Origin of the sequence: Enterobacter soli (genome assembly GCF_964208575.1) — a bacterium.
GTDB classification, from domain to species: Bacteria; Pseudomonadota; Gammaproteobacteria; order Enterobacterales; family Enterobacteriaceae; genus Enterobacter; species Enterobacter soli_A.
The window spans coordinates 76,462-92,110 of record NZ_CAXOFU010000021.1 but is presented as its reverse complement, the minus strand read 5'-3'; the positions used below and the strand labels follow the sequence as shown (position 1 = coordinate 92,110).

The 15,649-nt window shown below is 53.2% G+C and carries 19 protein-coding genes; 18 read left to right on the top strand and 1 reads right to left on the bottom strand.

The features are described from left to right. The first annotated feature begins 122 nt into the window (after positions 1–122). The 18 genes from AB6V08_RS19010 to AB6V08_RS18925 all read left to right on the top strand — a co-directional run bounded on the left by AB6V08_RS19010 (position 123) and on the right by AB6V08_RS18925 (position 15,293). Complete coding sequence (locus tag AB6V08_RS19010) at positions 123–605, top strand: DnaT-like ssDNA-binding protein (protein ID WP_368544372.1); 483 nt, start codon at positions 123–125, stop codon at positions 603–605. 1 nt (position 606) lies between these two features. Further along, complete coding sequence (locus tag AB6V08_RS19005; protein WP_368544371.1) at positions 607–960, top strand: hypothetical protein; 354 nt, start codon at positions 607–609, stop codon at positions 958–960. A 2-nt stretch (positions 961–962) separates the two neighbouring features. After that, a complete protein-coding gene (locus AB6V08_RS19000; protein WP_368544370.1) occupies positions 963–1,562 on the top strand; it encodes a hypothetical protein in 600 nt (199 codons plus the stop codon). 7 nt (positions 1,563–1,569) lie between these two features. Next, positions 1,570–1,998 (top strand): DUF4128 domain-containing protein, encoded by a 429-nt coding sequence (locus tag AB6V08_RS18995; protein WP_368544369.1) that lies wholly within the window; start codon positions 1,570–1,572, stop codon positions 1,996–1,998. 46 nt (positions 1,999–2,044) lie between these two features. Continuing rightward, positions 2,045–2,977, top strand: a complete 933-nt coding sequence (locus AB6V08_RS18990) for a phage tail tube protein (protein ID WP_368544368.1) — start codon at positions 2,045–2,047, stop codon at positions 2,975–2,977. A 122-nt stretch (positions 2,978–3,099) separates the two neighbouring features. Next, a complete protein-coding gene (locus AB6V08_RS18985; RefSeq protein WP_368544367.1) occupies positions 3,100–3,669 on the top strand; it encodes a hypothetical protein in 570 nt (189 codons plus the stop codon). A gap of 89 nt (positions 3,670–3,758) precedes the next feature. Next, positions 3,759–4,097, top strand: coding sequence for a phage tail assembly chaperone (locus AB6V08_RS18980; RefSeq protein WP_368544366.1), 339 nt, complete (start codon positions 3,759–3,761; stop codon positions 4,095–4,097). Positions 4,098–4,114: 17 nt separating this feature from the next. Next, positions 4,115–4,402 carry a DUF1799 domain-containing protein gene (locus AB6V08_RS18975; protein WP_368544365.1) on the top strand — a complete coding sequence of 96 codons (288 nt, stop codon included), beginning with the start codon at positions 4,115–4,117 and terminating at the stop codon, positions 4,400–4,402. Continuing rightward, positions 4,402–7,533 carry a phage tail tape measure protein gene (locus AB6V08_RS18970; protein WP_368544364.1) on the top strand — a complete coding sequence of 1,044 codons (3,132 nt, stop codon included), beginning with the start codon at positions 4,402–4,404 and terminating at the stop codon, positions 7,531–7,533. The genes AB6V08_RS18975 and AB6V08_RS18970 overlap by 1 nt, the downstream gene beginning before the upstream one ends. A gap of 73 nt (positions 7,534–7,606) precedes the next feature. Then, positions 7,607–8,017 carry a hypothetical protein gene (locus tag AB6V08_RS18965; RefSeq protein WP_439649900.1) on the top strand — a complete coding sequence of 137 codons (411 nt, stop codon included), beginning with the start codon at positions 7,607–7,609 and terminating at the stop codon, positions 8,015–8,017. A 7-nt stretch (positions 8,018–8,024) separates the two neighbouring features. Next, entirely contained in the window at positions 8,025–8,321 is a 297-nt protein-coding gene (locus tag AB6V08_RS18960; RefSeq protein ID WP_368544362.1) for a DNA translocase FtsK, read from the top strand. A 71-nt stretch (positions 8,322–8,392) separates the two neighbouring features. Next, positions 8,393–8,743 (top strand): phage tail protein, encoded by a 351-nt coding sequence (locus tag AB6V08_RS18955; protein WP_368544361.1) that lies wholly within the window; start codon positions 8,393–8,395, stop codon positions 8,741–8,743. Beyond that, the gene (locus tag AB6V08_RS18950; protein ID WP_368544360.1) at positions 8,743–9,513 is read left to right on the top strand and encodes a phage minor tail protein L; all 771 of its coding nucleotides are present in this window, start codon (positions 8,743–8,745) and stop codon (positions 9,511–9,513) included. The genes AB6V08_RS18955 and AB6V08_RS18950 overlap by 1 nt, the downstream gene beginning before the upstream one ends. 12 nt (positions 9,514–9,525) lie before the next feature. Next, a complete protein-coding gene (locus AB6V08_RS18945) occupies positions 9,526–10,257 on the top strand; it encodes a C40 family peptidase (RefSeq protein ID WP_368544359.1) in 732 nt (243 codons plus the stop codon). Further along, positions 10,245–10,838, top strand: a complete 594-nt coding sequence (locus AB6V08_RS18940) for a tail assembly protein (RefSeq protein WP_368544358.1) — start codon at positions 10,245–10,247, stop codon at positions 10,836–10,838. Before AB6V08_RS18945 ends, AB6V08_RS18940 begins: the two co-directional genes overlap by 13 nt. A 56-nt stretch (positions 10,839–10,894) precedes the next feature. Next, positions 10,895–14,359 (top strand): host specificity protein J, encoded by a 3,465-nt coding sequence (locus AB6V08_RS18935; RefSeq protein ID WP_368544357.1) that lies wholly within the window; start codon positions 10,895–10,897, stop codon positions 14,357–14,359. Next, complete coding sequence (locus tag AB6V08_RS18930) at positions 14,353–14,655, top strand: hypothetical protein (protein ID WP_368544356.1); 303 nt, start codon at positions 14,353–14,355, stop codon at positions 14,653–14,655. The genes AB6V08_RS18935 and AB6V08_RS18930 overlap by 7 nt, the downstream gene beginning before the upstream one ends. Then, a complete protein-coding gene (locus tag AB6V08_RS18925; RefSeq protein ID WP_368544355.1) occupies positions 14,652–15,293 on the top strand; it encodes a hypothetical protein in 642 nt (213 codons plus the stop codon). Before AB6V08_RS18930 ends, AB6V08_RS18925 begins: the two co-directional genes overlap by 4 nt. Here AB6V08_RS18925 and AB6V08_RS18920 read toward each other — a convergent pair. Continuing rightward, on the bottom strand, positions 15,258–15,620 hold the full coding sequence (locus tag AB6V08_RS18920) for a hypothetical protein (protein ID WP_368544354.1): 363 nt from the start codon (positions 15,618–15,620) through the stop codon (positions 15,258–15,260). The two genes, AB6V08_RS18925 and AB6V08_RS18920, sit on opposite strands and share 36 nt — an antisense overlap. Positions 15,621–15,649 lie beyond the last annotated feature (29 nt).

Here is a 15,649-nt window from a genome sequence, read left to right as displayed (position 1 = left end):
AATGAACTGGTGGTCATGATGCGCGACACTCCTGAATTCCCTGGCGGGCCGCTGCGCGCAGATGTTCATTGTGATGAGGTGGATAACTGGTTGGCGCTAGACTGGCGTCTGGAGGAGTAACTATGCTGGTTGCCGATCCTCATTCGCCCGATTTCAACAGCTACGCCAGCGTTAATGACCTGCGCGCGTTCGCGGCGGGGCGCGGCTATACCGTTCCTGCCGATGACGGCGAGTGCGGTCAAATGCTAATGCAGGCGATGGATTATCTGGAGGGGAGGACTTGGCGCGGCCGGCGCTCCAGAGCATCGCAGCCGTTGTCATGGCCACGCTCCGGTGTTCGCCTCGATGGCATTGACCTGCCGGATGACTCCATTCCGCAGCGTCTGGTTGATGCGCAGTGCCGCCTGGCTATCGAATCGCAGGAGATTGACCTGACGCCTTCGGTTGCTGGTGGCGGGGCAGTGACGATGGAGCGCGTCGAGGGTGCGGTGACAGTGCAGTATGAACCGGGCACGAATAAGGCCGCGCCGTCATTCCCTTGGTTTTATTCATCGCTGCGCGGGCTGGTGGTGGGCGGAAATCAGATCCGCATCGAAAGGGGGTGATATGCCAATCGACTATCGACGAATGCGCGCTACGGCTACCCGGCTGCTCACCGATAACGGGAAGGCATACCAGCTTACCCGCGGCGGCGGCGCCATCCGAGACTCGTCCGGAAAAGAAGTCACTACTCCGGCAACTACTGCTGTCGTCACCGGCGTTATCACCGAATACTCCTCCCGCGAAATAGACGGCTCCCTGATCGCCACCGGTGATAAGAAGCTGGCGGCCACGTTCGAAACGGAAGTGCGTATCGATGATCGCATCGAAATCGACGGCAAGAAATGGCGCGTTGTGCAGCCGAATCCGGTTAAGCCTGCCGATGTACTGATTTCATACAACATTCAGCTGAGGGCGTGACTATGACCAGTTCTGCTAATCAGCCGTTCCTGGCTGGAATTCAGTTGTTCGTTGATAGCTCAAAGCAGGAGATGGACGAGGCGGTGCGCCGGACGGGTATTAAAATTCTCGCTCAGCTGGTGGAGATGTCCCCGGTGGGTCAGCCGGATATCTGGCAGGTCAACCAGACCGCAGCGGCGTACAACACTGCGGTGAGGGAGCACAACGCGACACTGCGTGATGATCCGGCCAACCTGACCAAATCAGGACGGCTTAAGCGCGGGCTGCGCGTAAACGACTCGATGGACATCAAAAAGCCAGAAGGTTATGTCGGAGGACGTTTCAAAAATAACTGGTATGTTGGCTTTGATCGCCAGCCAACCGAAAGTAACGACACCCCGGATGCTTCCGGCCAGGGTTCCAGCTCCCGCGGCATGGCGGTGCTGGAGGTTTTCCGCGTGGGGCAAGTCAGCTCGATTTACTTCACCAACAACCTGCCGTATGCCCAGGCGCTGGAAAACGGTCATTCCACCCAGGCGCCGGGCGGGATGGTGGGCATTACAGCTATCGACGCGGCGCAGCTGTTCCGTGATGCAATGAGTGAGGTGCGCAGTGGCCGATGACCAGTCAATGCGGATAGCTGACCTGCTGGAAGGTCGTGTTGCGGTTATCTGCTCCTCGCTCGGGCTGCCGGTGGCCTGGCCGAACATCGCGTTTACTCCACCGGATAATGCGCCTTACGGGCGTGTTTATGTTCTGCCGGCGCAAACCGTGGGGCAGGATCTGGAAGGCCAGTTGCGCACGTATCAGGGCATTCTCCAGCTCAACATCATCGCACCGGCAGGCAGCGGCGTGGCACTGGTAAGGGGGCTGGCTAAGTCTGTGGCCGATGCCTTTCCTGAAGGGCTGCCGCTGGTGGATGGTGATCTGACTGTGTACATCAATGGCCCGCCGCAGGTGCGCCAGCCAATCCAGGATCGTACCGCGAGCCACAACGGCTCGAGCGGCTCCATCACCTACACCACCCCTGTCAGTATGCAGTACCGCGCTGATTACTGACCCGCCGCCCGGCGGGTTTTTTATTACCTAAATTCAGGAGAGTGCTATGGCATTCGCAATCCCTAATGGCTCGCGTGTGAACGTGGCCAAAGCCTATCAGGCTCCGATCACCTTTACAGCAGCTTCCAACGCGACGGAATGCGAACTTACTGTTGCATCTGCCGCTGGCATCCTGGCGGGTGATGTCGTCCAGGTCAGCTCTGGCTGGCTCAAGCTCGACAACATGGTGGTGCGCGTCAAGTCGGTGACCAGCACCAAAATTGTTCTTGATGCGTTCGATACTACCGACACCACTAAATTCCCGGCAGGCACTGGCGCGGGTACACTGCGCAAAGTTGATTCGTGGATCACCATGCCGCAAGTCATGACGCTTTCCACCGAAGGCGGTGACCAGCAGACCATCAGCGTGCAGTTCCTCGAGGACGACAAAGCACGAACTATCCCAACATTCAAAAACGCCGTGGTTCAGGTCTACACCTTTGCACACGACCCACAGCTGGCGATCTACAAGCGCCTGATTGACCTGGATGATTCCAGCGATACCACGGCGGTGTGGTTCCACAACCCGCGCGGCAAAGCGGATCGTTATTACTCTGCCAAGGTTTCCTTCCAGCGCGTTCCGCGTACTGAAATTAACGCTGTGGAGAGCAACGAAGCGCGCATGAACTTCGAATCGGACATGCAGATTTACCCCATTGCTGATTCCTCGGCTATTCCTCTGGCGTTCCTTACTGATCTCCCGGCCACCAAATCTCTTGCAGTTGGCGCTGCGCTGGATCTGGCCGTGGTTATGCAGGGTGGCTCCGCTCCGTACACCTACGTGTGGAAAAAGGGCAGTACCGCCGTTCCGGGCAAAACCGCTTCGACGTTCAATATCGCATCGGTTGCATCCGGTGATGCTGATGTTTATACCTGTGAAGTCACCGATGCAGCGGGCAAAACCATCACCTCTGCTGCGTGTACTGTCACGATCAGCTAACCAATCAGGCCCGGTACGCCGGGCTTATTTTTATACCTACGTACAAAGGTGTTCCAGCAGGTATCCGCGGTGTGCCTGTTAAAGTGCTTTCGAATATACTCATCCAAAAAAGTGAGGTTTTTATGGATGAGAAAGTGATGGCGTTGGCCACTCTAAAGGCCGCTCAGGATGCTGCTAGTTGGGCATTTTGGTCAATGATAGGTACATGGGTTGCTGGAATAGCGACCTTTTTGGCAGTGTGTGTATCTTTGCATCTGGGTCTAAAAAAGCCTAAGGCACATATCAGTTGCCGTATAAATGTTGGTGTAACGTGGCAAGGACCCTATCAAAAAAAAGGGGTGATGATTGTTATTACAAATCTTGCGCTTTATACCGTAAAAGTTACAGCTATAAATTGGACATTCAAAAAAGATATTACGTTTTATCAGCCGTTCCATTCACCATTATCAATGCAGCTGCCTCAAAAATTAGATTATGGAGAACAGGCAACTTTTTGGATAGATATTGATAGTGGCTCTGAATGGATTGAAAAAATAGCATTGGGTTTAAAAGAACATAATGCCGACCCCAAAGATTTTAGATGCGTTGTCAGTGTTACAACTGGAGAAAGCTTCACATTTGAAATCGAAAAATCTTTGATGGACAAAATAACAAGTAGCTACCAACAGATCTCAGAGGCTAAGAGCCACTAGTTGCAGGTTGGCTTTCATACGAGTTGTACAATTACCATTATCCAATTTAAGACCCGCTCCGGCGGGTTTTTCATTTTTAAGGAATCGAAATGACCCAATTCTCCCTGATCCCAAACCCAACCTTTTCTGTTACCGCCAGTATCCCACGCGCTGGCGCCGAAGACGGCAAACTGACGTTCACTTTCCGCCATAAAACGCTCGAAGAGTTGCGTGCCATGGATTCGAAGATGCAAAAGGCTGCGGAAGGTAAAAAGGCTGTTATCGAGCCGCAAGCTGACTACCTCATGGAAATTGTCGAAGGATGGGCTCTGCCGGACGAGTTCAACCGCGAAAACGTTATTGTCCTCCTGCAAAACTATCCGCGTGCTTTTGACAGCATCGGCATGGCGTACACCAAAGAGCTGATGGGGATTCGCGAAAAAAACTGAGGCAGGTCGCCGCAGCGTTGTATACGCCGGGTCCGACGCTCGCGGAGCTGAGCGCTTTTGGTTTGACGCCTGAGGATGTGGAGGAAGAGGTGGGGATCCTACCGTCAGTATGGAAGCCCTTCACTATCTTCTCTGCGCTGGCGACTCAGTGGCGCGTTGGCGCGAACGGTGCGACCGGCCTTGATTATAACGTTCTCCCCTGGATGTTCGATTTACACGGGGTTGAGGATGCGGCGACCTGCATGGCTGACCTTCAAATTATGGAAAGCGAGGCTCTCAAAGTAATGCACAAGGAGACGAAATAATGACTGACCAAATCGCCTCGATTACTTTGCGGGCCGATGTTTCTGACCTGAAAACAGCCAGCAATGAACTGGACAAGCTCGGTGAAGCCGCGGCGGGAGCCGTAGGTAAAGCCGATGACCTTAACAGCGTATTTCGCGCTGGCGCGGAGTCTGCGAAGCAGGGCAGCGAAGGTATCAAAGAGCAGCAGACTGCGCTCAAAGGCCTTCTGGAGAATATCGATCCGGTCACCAAGGCTTTGAACCGCCTGGATGAACAGCAGGAATCCCTGCGTAAATTTCAGGCCAAAGGCTTTCTGGATACCGACACCTTCCAGGCTTATAACAAAATCCTGGACGATACCCGTCTTAAGCTGACCGATACCGGAGAAGCCGCGGCACGCGCCCAGGCCGAACTGGCCGCCACTAAAGCCGCCGAGAAGCAGTCCGCAGCGTTAAAGAACCTGCTGGGCTCCATCGACCCGACAATCCGCGCGTTCAACTCACTGGATGAACAACACGCACAACTGGTGGCCCATTTCGAAGCAGGGCGCATTAACGGCGCTCAGTTCGAGCACTTCAATAACATTCTCAGCCAAACCCGCGAACGACTCTCTGGCGTTGCTGACGCTCTCCCAGAGGCGCTATCCCGCCAAGAGGCGGCGGCCCGCCGCGCCGGAATCTCTGTAGGCCAGTACAGCGCAGCGATGCGTTCGCTACCGGCACAGTTCACCGACATCGCCACGCAGCTGGCTGGGGGGCAGTCTCCGTTCCTGATCCTGCTCCAGCAGGGTGGGCAGATTAAAGACCAGTTTGGTGGAGTCAAGGGCGCGCTGACTGGTGTAGGCGATTATTTACGCACCCTGATTGGTTTCATTAATCCGGTGACGGTGGGGATTGGCGGCCTAGTAGTTGGCCTTGGGGCAATAGCTGTAGCTTGGTACAAAGGCAGCCAAGAAGCTGGGGAGTTTAATAAGCAGCTCATATTAACCGGAAATTATTCAGCTAAATCGGCGAACCAACTGACAGACCTGGCTCAAAAAATTGGTGGTTCAAGCGGTAAAGTTGCCGCAGCTGCTCGTACGCTCGCAGAGGTGGTTGGGGCCGGTACGTTTAAAACCGATCAGCTCGAAACAATCACCAGAGCGGCGTTGGCTATGCAGGAGGCCACTGGCCAGTCAGTAGATACCACTATTAAGAACTTCCAAAAATTATATGCCAGCCCAACCAAGGCGGCAGAAGATCTTAATTCGACCCTTCACTTTCTGACATCTACGCAATACGACTACATATCTTCACTGGAGCGTCGCGGTGAAAAAGAGGACGCAGCGGAAGCAGCAGCAAAAGCCTACAGCCAGGCTGAGCAGAAGCGTAGTCAGCAAATCCTCGACAATATGGGATTAATCGAGAGGGCCGCTGGCAGCGTCAGTAAAGCACTCAAGGGGATGTGGGACGAGCTTCTGAATATCGGTCGCCCTGATGCTCCAAATGATATGCTTCGAAAAATGCAGGCAGAGCTGGCTGAGCGAGAAAAGGCACTGCTTCCAGAAAGGCAGCGTCAAGGTTATGGGTACAGCTATGATGCCAGCAGTAATGATCAGGAGTATGACGCTCGTAGGAAAGCACAATTATCTGCGATAAGCGCTTTGAAGGCTCAGATAGGGCCACTTCAGCAAGCCGCACAGCTTCAGGAAGATATCAATGTTTCTGTTCAAAAAGGTATAGAGGTTGATAATAAGCGCACCGATGCGCTGATTTATAGAAACCGCATCCTCGAGCAATCTGCCACCTGGCAAGAGAAACGCAGTAAAGCCCTTTCTGAATTATGGAAAAATGTCGCACTTGCTCCTGATAAATGGAGTGATCAACAACGCCAACAGGCAGTTGACGCGATAAACAAGCAATTTCATCCAAGCAAAACGCCCAAAACTCCAGCCGTTAAGGTGTCTGTAGGTGATCGCTCAACCGACACGTACAATGCTGAGACTTTAGCTCTGCAAGCTCAGCTAAAAACGCTTCGAGAACATCGTGATATTAACGATGTAATCAGTCAGCAGCGTAAGCAGCAATGGGAACTGATTTCCAAAATCAGTATTCTCGAGGCAACGGCAAATGATCCAAAAGGCCGTGCGCTTACCATTGATGAGAAGTCACTGCTCGCCAATAAGGATAAACTTCTCGCGCAGGCTGATATTAATGCTGCATTGGGCGATCAGATCGCAAGACAGCAGAAACTGAATGCTCTTGCCGAACAGGCGACTAAATTTGCTCAGCAGCAGGCAGCTAGGCAAGCAGAAATTGATGCGGCAGCAGAAGGGACTTCAACCAGGGAGGCAGAGCGGGCGGCAACACGTCAGCGTTTGTCTGAGACATATGCCTTCAATACTGACGCGCAAAAAAAAGTTTTGGCTCAGCAGGAAGAGACATACCGTAAGGAAGACGAACTTCGCAGTAATTGGCAGGCTGGAGCAAAGCGCGGATGGGCCGATTATGCGGATTCTGCAACTAACACATTCGAAGCAATGCGTAACGTGGCTGGATCCACCTTCAGCGGCCTTTCCGACATGCTGACCAGTTTGGTCACAACTGGAACTGCCAGCCTCAAAGAATTCACAAATTCCATGTTAAAGATGATCGCCGAGGTGACCAACCGGTTACTGGTCGCCTATGCAGTACAGGCCGCAATGGGCTGGATAAGTGGTGGCATTGGCGGTGGCAGCACTCCTGGCGGATCATATGCAAACGCCGCTGCTGGCATAACCTTCAATGCTAAAGGTGGCGTCTATGAATCTCCTGGCCTGGGTAAGTATGTGAACGGTGTTTACGATACTCCTCAGTATTTCACATTCCAGGGCGCATCTAAGTTTGCGAAAGGCGGAGTCTTCGCAGAGGCTGGTGCTGAAGCAATCATGCCGCTAACTCGTGATTCTGCGGGGCGTCTCGGTGTGAGGGCGGATGGTGCTGGTGGTTCTGGGCCTCAAATCTACGTGGATATCTATGTCGATAACAAAGGAAACGCGACAGCAAATACTAGCGGGGGAGGAGATGCGGCAGCCCGGGCGTTAGCGGAGAGGATGAAGCAATACGTACAGGAAGGCATCATCCGAGCCATCAGGGATGATGGGGCTATCGGCGGGAACTTTGTGAAAAAGTAATATCAGCTCATCGCGTTACATTCTCATATCCCCTGGTTATTATTAGAAAAAATATGATAGTCAGGGGATGATTGTGAAAAAAATTATTTGCTTAAGCTTAGCCTGCATCGCACTTGCTGCGTGTAAACCTTCAGAGGAAAAAGCACTTCAACTTGGGCAGCAAGAAATTGCAAATGGGTTGATGGACCCGGATAGCGCCAAGTTCAAAATGGTTAGGTTCAACATGGACAAAAACCAGGAGTCCGGTGATGTTGTCAGTGGTTTCGTATGTGGCAGAGTCGCTGGCAAAAATGGGTTTGGTGCGTATGTTGGATATCATCCTTTTTATGTTCATCTAAAGATGACCTCGAAAGGGATGTTTTCCAAAGGCGTGAGTTATGAAGTCGGAGAAAAAGCTATTTATCGCGATGGAAGAGATGAATCGTGGATAGATCTCGACGGAAACTCTTATGTCAGCCGCTGCGGCCCAACCCCTTCGGAGTAATCTGTTTATGGATAATTACTTTGATGATCCTTTGATCGAACCCGCAATTGAGTGGGTTGTTATCAATCAGAAGGTTTCCATATCGGGCATTCAGCGAAACTTTCGAATAGGGTACAACCGGGCAGGACAACTGGTTGAACTAATGGAAAACATCGGCCTTGTATCACCTCAAGGATTTGATGGTAATCGCACAGTGCTCTGCGCAGAACTTGAAATTGGGCTTTCGTTATTCAGGCAATATAAAGATGCTGTTGATGAAGACCCTGATATGACAAACGTAATTTTATTTCCTAGTAAGAAATGAACCCAGGCCACGCCTGGGCAACCAAACAGTATTACAGCCTCGCTAATGCGAGGCTTTTTTTTGGAGAAAATATGGCGGTTGAAACCTACAACTGGCGCTCGCAGCTCGGTGCTGGGTCGATTGAATACAGCCAGACGGTGCGCACGGCGCAGTTCGGCGATGGTTATGAACAGGTTGCTGCGAACGGCATCAACTCCACGGCCATTCAGATCCCGATGAAACACACTGGCGCCGAATCTGAAGTGGACAGGGTGCGTGATTTCCTACTGGCTCATACCGTGAAGGCTTTCATCATTACGCCGCCAGGTGAAGAGAAGGGGCTTTACCGCGTAGTAGCCGACTCGGTTCGTAAAACGCAGATCAGCAGCAAATTCGCTGAGCTGACTTTCACCATCAAACGCGCATACGGAGTTTACGCATAATGTCATTAGTCGATCAGGCGGCAATGCTGGCGCCGGGTGGAAGAGTTCGCCTGGTTGAAGTTGACGCCTCTGAGTTCAGTGGCGGGATCCACCGATTCCACTACGCACCTTTCCCCCACACGCCAGCAGAGATAGACGCTGCAAAGGGCGACGAGAATAAGCTCGGTCCAAAGCCGATCGTTTTCGGCGGCAAGGTCTATGACTTCTGGCCATTCCAGATAACCGGCCTGGCGCTCTCAACTGACCAGGCGGCAGAGCCTTATCTCAGCGTGTCGAATCTCGATGGGCACATCACCGCGCTGTGTCTTCAGTTTAAGGATATGGTGAATGCGAAGGTGAGCATTATCGACACCTACACGGTCTATCTGGATGCAGTAAATTTCCCCGATGGGGTGAACCCGACCGCTGACCCGTCTATGTTCACGCTTCAAACCTTCTGGCTTGATACCAAGACCTCTGAAGATGATGAGGTGGTTAGCTGGACGCTCAGCAGTCCCGCCGATTTGCAAAGCCTCGTAATTCCCACCCGGCAAATCACATCGCTCTGCGAGTGGGCGCTGCGCGGCCAGTACCGCAGCGGTGATGGCTGTACCTATAACGGTACGGCGTATTTCGATGCGAAGGGTAACGCGGTGACTGATCCGGCGTTGGATGCGTGCGGCGGCTGCCTCAGTGACTGTCGTAAACGATTCGGCGCTGGTCTGGCGGAGCCGAGCGCAGCCATCCTTGATTTTGGTGGTTTCCCTGCCACTGTACTTTTTACGCGATGACCGGACATCTAAATGAACAAAACCATTATGGCGGCGATCCGCGCACATGCGCTGGAGGAATCCCCGCGCGAGTGCTGCGGCTTCGTTATCCAGGCGGGGCGGCGTCAGCGTTACATCCCGGTACCGAACAGCCACGAAAACCCTACTGAGCATTTCCGCATTGACGGCGAGCACTGGGCAAATGCCGAGGATGCCGGAACGATAGTCCGCGTCATCCATTCCCACCCGGGCGACGGCGCCCGACCTATCCCGTCAGACCTCGACCGCCAGCAGTGTAATAACTCCGGCGTGGTCTGGGGCATCTACGCGCCGGACTGCGATGAATATGCAGAGGTAACGCCGGATGCTATCCCGCTGATTGGTCGCCCGTTCATTCTGGGCTCGCACGACTGCTGGGGGCTGATTATGGACTGGCACGCCACCCAGGGCGTGATGCTTAACGATTTCCGCGTGGATTACCCATGGTGGGAAAGCCAGTACCCCGACAATCTCTATTTCGAAAACTGGGAGCGGGAAGGTTTCGTCGAGTGCGATCCGGCACCAGGCAGCATGGTTATCATGCAGGTTGATTCTGATAAGTGGAACCATGCGGGCATCATCACTGAAGAAGGTGAGCTGCTCCACCACCTGTACGGACAGCCTTCCTGCGTTACCCCATATTCCCGAGGCTATTTTAAAGACCGAACGATGATCTGCGTTCGTCACAAAGACCTGCCGCAGGAGATAAAGCCATGGCGCGTTTAACCACTATCCGCCTGTATGGCGCGCTGGGCGCCCGGTTTGGGCGCGTACACAAACTGGCCGTGCAGACATCGGCAGAAGCTGTGAAGGCGCTGTGCATCAACTTTGACGGGCTGGAAAGCTACCTGATGAATGCCAAAAAAAACGGCATGACCTTCGCAGTGTTCCGCGGTAAGCGCAACATCGGCGTGCAGGACTTCCAGGAGCTGGCTGGTGGCAGCGATATTCGCATTGCGCCAGTTATGGAAGGGGCAAAAAAAGCGGGCTTGTTCCAGACGATATTGGGAGCCGTGATGGTTGTGGCGGGTATTGTCGTCACGGGGATGACGTTTGGTTCAGCTGGAGTAATTGGTGCGGGGATGATCTCCGCTGGTATCGGCATGATGGCCGGCGGAATTTACCAGATGCTCTCGCCGCAGCCAAAAGGCCTCCAGGGGCGTGATGATCCTGACAACAAACCCAGTTATGCCTTTGGCGGTGCAGTGAACACTCTGGCGATGGGAAATCCGATCTCACTATTGTATGGCGAGCGCGAGATTGGAGGCGGAATCATCAGTGCCGGCGTAGTAGCTGAAGACATTTGATATTCTCCCCTCAGACCAATAAGCACCCAACCGGGTGCTTTTTTTATGGACGCAATATGGAAACCATCACTGGTGCAAAAGGTGGCAGCCAGAAGCAACACACGCCCGTAGAACAGCCTGACTCAGCGCAGTCCATGGCGCGCTGTCGCATGTTGCTGGCACTCGGGGAAGGCGAGTTTGCTGGTAGACTGGATGCTACCCGTATTTTCCTGGACGGCACACCGCTGGGCAATGCCGACGGGTCAATGAATTTCGAGAACGTATCATGGGATTTTCGTCCAGGCACCCAGACACAGACGCCGATTTCTGGATTCCCTGCTGTCGAGAATGAAACCACCATTGGAGTGTCGCTAACAAAGGCTACTCCGTGGACCCGGGCGCTCAGCAATACACAGATTGATGCGGTGCTGGTGCGAGTGGGCATCCCAGGGTTACAACAACAGAAAAATAATGGCGATATCGTCGGTACTACCGTCAAGTATCACATCGACTTGGCCGTAGACGGCGGTGCGTTCTCGACGGTCATGACAAGGACTGTGACTGAGAAACTCAGTTCGCTCTACGAACTCACCCATCGAATTAATCTTCCCAAAGCCAATACGGGCTGGCAGATTCGCGTGGTACGCGACACTGACGACAGCACCAGCCAGATGTTGCAGAACAAAACGCAGATACAGGCCATCACAGAGGTGATTGATGCCCGCCTGCGCTATCCCCACACGGCGCTGCTGTATGTGTCGTTCAACGCAAAGTCATTCAACAACATCCCGAAGATTTCCTGTAAACCAAAGGGGCGTATTATCCGCATCCCTTCGAATTACGATCCGATAGCCCGAACCTACAGCGGCACATGGGACGGGACGTTTAAGTGGGGCTGGACGAATAACCCAGCATGGATTTGGTTCGATGTACTCACTGAGCCGCGCTTCGGACTTGGCCGACGCGTCACGGCGCAGATGCTGGATAAGTGGGAGCTTTATCGTATCGCCCAGCGTTGTGATCAGAAAGTACCTGACGGGAAGGGGGGAGACGGTACCGAGCCGCGCTTTATGTTTGACGTTTATATCCAGTCGCAGGCTGATGCGTGGCAGGTAATCAAGGACATCGCGGCGGGGTTCAATGGCATGACGTTCTGGGGCAACAACATGTTCAATGTTGTCTCTGATATGCCGGCGGATACGTCGAAGCTGCAAATCCTCACCCGCGCTTCGGTTGTGGGCAAGCCGGTTTACTCGAGCGGCAGTGAAAAGACCCGCTTCTCAAGCGCGCTGATTAATTTCAGCGACCCTGACAATCACTACCAGGACCGCACAACAGCGGTGATGTTCCCGGACCTGGTTAAGCAGTTCAAGTTTAAGCAGACGCAGATCACCGCAATCGGCTGTACGCGCGAGAGCGAAGCACAGCGCCGTGGCGGGTGGGCTGTGTACTCCAACTCACTCGACCGGATTATCACGCTACAGACCGGGCTTGATGGCTATGTTTACGTGCCGGGTACCGTGTTTGCATTTGCCGACGAACGCCTTTCAGGGCGTGTCTATGGCGGGCGTATAACCGGCTATAACGCCGGGTTGAAAGCTGTGACAACCGATCGGGGTACCAGTGCCGTTGCGGGTGACACACTGATGATCCGCACACAGGGCGGTACCGTTGAAAGCAGGGTGATCCAGGCCGTAAACGGCACGCAGCTGGTGGTCGCCACTCCTTTCACGGCAGCACCGTTACCCAACGCTGTATTCGTTATCGATGCCGGGCAGTTACGCCTGCAATATTTTCGTGTGACGAACCTAAATTTTGATGATGAAGAAAACACCTTCACAATCACCGGGGCCGAATATAACGCATCAAAATATGATGCAGTAGATAACAATGCCCGGCTGGATACGCCGCCAATTAGCCTGATCCCGACAGGGCTTGTGAACCAGCCGACCAACATTGTGGTGTCGAGTTATGACTCGGTTCAACAGGGGCAGCGCGTGGCCACGCTAACCGCCTCATGGGATGCGCCGCTGGATAAAAGCGGCAAGCCGCAGGCGGACGTGATCGCCTACCGGGTGCAGTGGAAGCGCGGCGATAACGAATGGATCAACGTGGAGGAGACCGGCCTTCGCAATATCGAAGTGCCAGGTATTTTTGAGGGCGACTATCTTGTGCGCGTGCGCGCGATTAACTCCGGCGGTGCGTCCAGCCTGTGGGCGTCATCAGCGCTGACTAACCTGAAAGGACGCACCGGGGATGTTCCAAAACCGGTCGGCCTTACGGCGTCTGAAGACGTTGTTTTCGGGATTAACGTCACCTGGGGATTTCCGTCCGACACGGCAGACACACTCAGCACCGAGCTGCAATACAGCGTTACCGCAGATGGGGCAAACCCGATGCTCCTGGCTGCCGTTCCTTACCCCCAGAAGCTCTATCAGCAAATGGGTCTGAAAGCAGGGCAAGAGTTCTGGTATCGGGCACGGCTGGTGGATCGGATAGGAAATCAGGGGGCCTATACCGACTGGGTGCGAGGACAGGCCAGCATCGATGTTTCCGACATCACGGATGCCATTCTGGAAGACATGAAAGGCTCCGATACATTCAAAGACCTGATCGAGAACGCGGTGGACAGCAACGAGAAAATAGCCGGTGTGGTCGACGATATCAAAAAGGCCAATGACGAGTTGGAGCAGCAGGCGCAGACCATCAAAGAAACCGCTGACGGGCTGGCCCAGGCCGAAGTGAAGATCGACGAGATGTCGGTTTCGATTGATGGCATGACCGGGGGCGTCAAAAACACCTCAATAGCCGTGATCCAGAACAGCTTAGCGCAGGTGTCCACCCGCCGCACGCAGACGGCCACGAACGCCGGGAATAGCGCCAGCATTGACCGTATTGATACGACCATTGCCGATACCAGTTCGGCGGTTGCGCGCGCGCTGGTGACGCTGGATGCCTCAGCTGGTGGGAATATCTCCAACGCGACTGACCTCACCGAAACGCTGGCCGACTTCACCCAGGCCTCTGCGACGAAGATCAATTCGCTAAATGTAACGGTTAATGGTCAAACTGCGGCAATAACGCAGACCGCCAATGCGGTGGCGGACATTAACGGCAACATTAGCGCGATGTATAACATCAAAGTTGGCGTAGCCGCTAACGGACAGTATTACGCGGCAGGGATGGGGATTGGCGTTGAGAACACGCCAAACGGCATGCAGTCACAAGTTATCTTCCTTGCTGACCGCTTCGCCGTCACCACGGCAGCAGGTAACAGCGTGGCGTTGCCGTTCGTGATCCAGAACGGACAGACATTTATCCGGGCCAGCTTCATCCAGGATGGCACCATTGAGAACGCCAAAATCGGCAACTATATCCAGTCGAATAACTATGTGGCTGGATCTGCGGGCTGGAAGCTTGATAAGGGAGGGACGTTCGAAATTAACGGCGTGGCCGGGGGCGGGAGGATGCTGATATCCAGCACTCTCATTCGCATCTATGACAGCAACAACGTGCTGCGCGTCAGAATGGGGTTATGGTGATGCCACAGGGTTTGCAGTGCTGGGATAGTGCAGGGCGGATAGCAGTAGATTTAAGCGATTACGCGATCCGTTATATGGGCAGCGCAACGGTTTCACTTGCTTCCGGAGAGACGTCAAAAAATGTCGCTTTTTCTGGCGCAACGCAGGACGGGACGTTTGTCACAATCGTTTCAACTGGACTGACTGTAAACGAGTATTTTTGCCGCGCTTATAACGGCGGCTTTACTCTCTACTATCTCCCCACGGGTGGAAGTGCCGCAATCACTCTCAATGTTGAGGTTTATAACTTTCAATGAGCATATTCGAAGTTTACAACAGCGATGGAAAACTGCTGGTGGACTCACAAAACAGATCGACTCTATTTTATGATCAGCGCGCGTTGGGTGCTGTAACCGATAAAGGCTTTTACCGTGTTGATAGCCCGTTTGGTGATGGCAGTACACTTGGCACCACGCCTCAGGCATTCTGGAATGACGGAAGGTTACGATGGCTGCAATTGGGTACAAATAAATACGGGATGCCTGGTGCTGATCTGCTTGAAGATAATGCGGGGAATATGATCCGAACAGCGCGTAATGTCGGATTGCAGAGCGGTTATCTTGATTTGTTTGACAGTGCTGGCACTTTTATCTGGAGTGCTGTTTCTGCATCAAAAATGCCCCGCGTTGTCGGGTTCTTTGATGTGCCAGCGAATTATGATCTTCAGAATAATACTTTTTCAGTCAGTCTAAGCTTCAATCCCTGGATTCTGATAAACAACTGCCCAGGAAACCTCAGCGATGATGGTACGGTTGTCGGGTATTCAGGCGTAGTTCTCAAATGGACTGGCTCTCAATTGCAGGGAAGATACATTTCAAAAAATCAGCGCAACTGGAGCCAGACGTTTCAGGGACGGGGATTAAGAATCCCCATCGCTCAGTTTGTTGGCATTTGATACGGGAGGAACGCGCGGGTAATGAGTCGCGATCATATCTTGTTTCACGCCCTTTGCTGAATTAAAGCGATAAACAATATCCAGCTTATCCGTTTTTTTATAGCAAATATTACTCAAACGTTTATTAATATGGCGGCTGAATATTCCGTTGCTACTGTCTGAAATAACTTCAATCTCTCTCGTGGTACAGTCGATATTTACGTGAATATCACCACCCAGCGATAAACGAGCTGCATCAACCGGGTAATCCATCTGGAATGCGTAATCTGTGTGTTTGTTCGTACATCCAGCCAACAGCAAAAGCGCTGCAGCAAATAAAAGTTTCATTTCAACATTCCTGTTTATGCGGGAAGTTC

Coding starts and splice junctions, on each gene's coding strand:
- AB6V08_RS18985 (WP_368544367.1), top strand. CDS start 3,100: ATGGATGAGAAAGTGATGGCGTTGGCCACTCTAAAGGCCGCTCAGGAT.
- AB6V08_RS18990 (WP_368544368.1), top strand. CDS start 2,045: ATGGCATTCGCAATCCCTAATGGCTCGCGTGTGAACGTGGCCAAAGCC.
- AB6V08_RS19005 (WP_368544371.1), top strand. CDS start 607: ATGCCAATCGACTATCGACGAATGCGCGCTACGGCTACCCGGCTGCTC.
- AB6V08_RS18930 (WP_368544356.1), top strand. CDS start 14,353: ATGGTGATGCCACAGGGTTTGCAGTGCTGGGATAGTGCAGGGCGGATA.
- AB6V08_RS18945 (WP_368544359.1), top strand. CDS start 9,526: ATGAACAAAACCATTATGGCGGCGATCCGCGCACATGCGCTGGAGGAA.
- AB6V08_RS18950 (WP_368544360.1), top strand. CDS start 8,743: ATGTCATTAGTCGATCAGGCGGCAATGCTGGCGCCGGGTGGAAGAGTT.
- AB6V08_RS18920 (WP_368544354.1), bottom strand. CDS start 15,620: ATGAAACTTTTATTTGCTGCAGCGCTTTTGCTGTTGGCTGGATGTACG.
- AB6V08_RS18955 (WP_368544361.1), top strand. CDS start 8,393: ATGGCGGTTGAAACCTACAACTGGCGCTCGCAGCTCGGTGCTGGGTCG.
- AB6V08_RS18940 (WP_368544358.1), top strand. CDS start 10,245: ATGGCGCGTTTAACCACTATCCGCCTGTATGGCGCGCTGGGCGCCCGG.
- AB6V08_RS19000 (WP_368544370.1), top strand. CDS start 963: ATGACCAGTTCTGCTAATCAGCCGTTCCTGGCTGGAATTCAGTTGTTC.
- AB6V08_RS18995 (WP_368544369.1), top strand. CDS start 1,570: ATGCGGATAGCTGACCTGCTGGAAGGTCGTGTTGCGGTTATCTGCTCC.
- AB6V08_RS18980 (WP_368544366.1), top strand. CDS start 3,759: ATGACCCAATTCTCCCTGATCCCAAACCCAACCTTTTCTGTTACCGCC.
- AB6V08_RS18925 (WP_368544355.1), top strand. CDS start 14,652: ATGAGCATATTCGAAGTTTACAACAGCGATGGAAAACTGCTGGTGGAC.
- AB6V08_RS18935 (WP_368544357.1), top strand. CDS start 10,895: ATGGAAACCATCACTGGTGCAAAAGGTGGCAGCCAGAAGCAACACACG.
- AB6V08_RS18970 (WP_368544364.1), top strand. CDS start 4,402: ATGACTGACCAAATCGCCTCGATTACTTTGCGGGCCGATGTTTCTGAC.
- AB6V08_RS19010 (WP_368544372.1), top strand. CDS start 123: ATGCTGGTTGCCGATCCTCATTCGCCCGATTTCAACAGCTACGCCAGC.
- AB6V08_RS18960 (WP_368544362.1), top strand. CDS start 8,025: ATGGATAATTACTTTGATGATCCTTTGATCGAACCCGCAATTGAGTGG.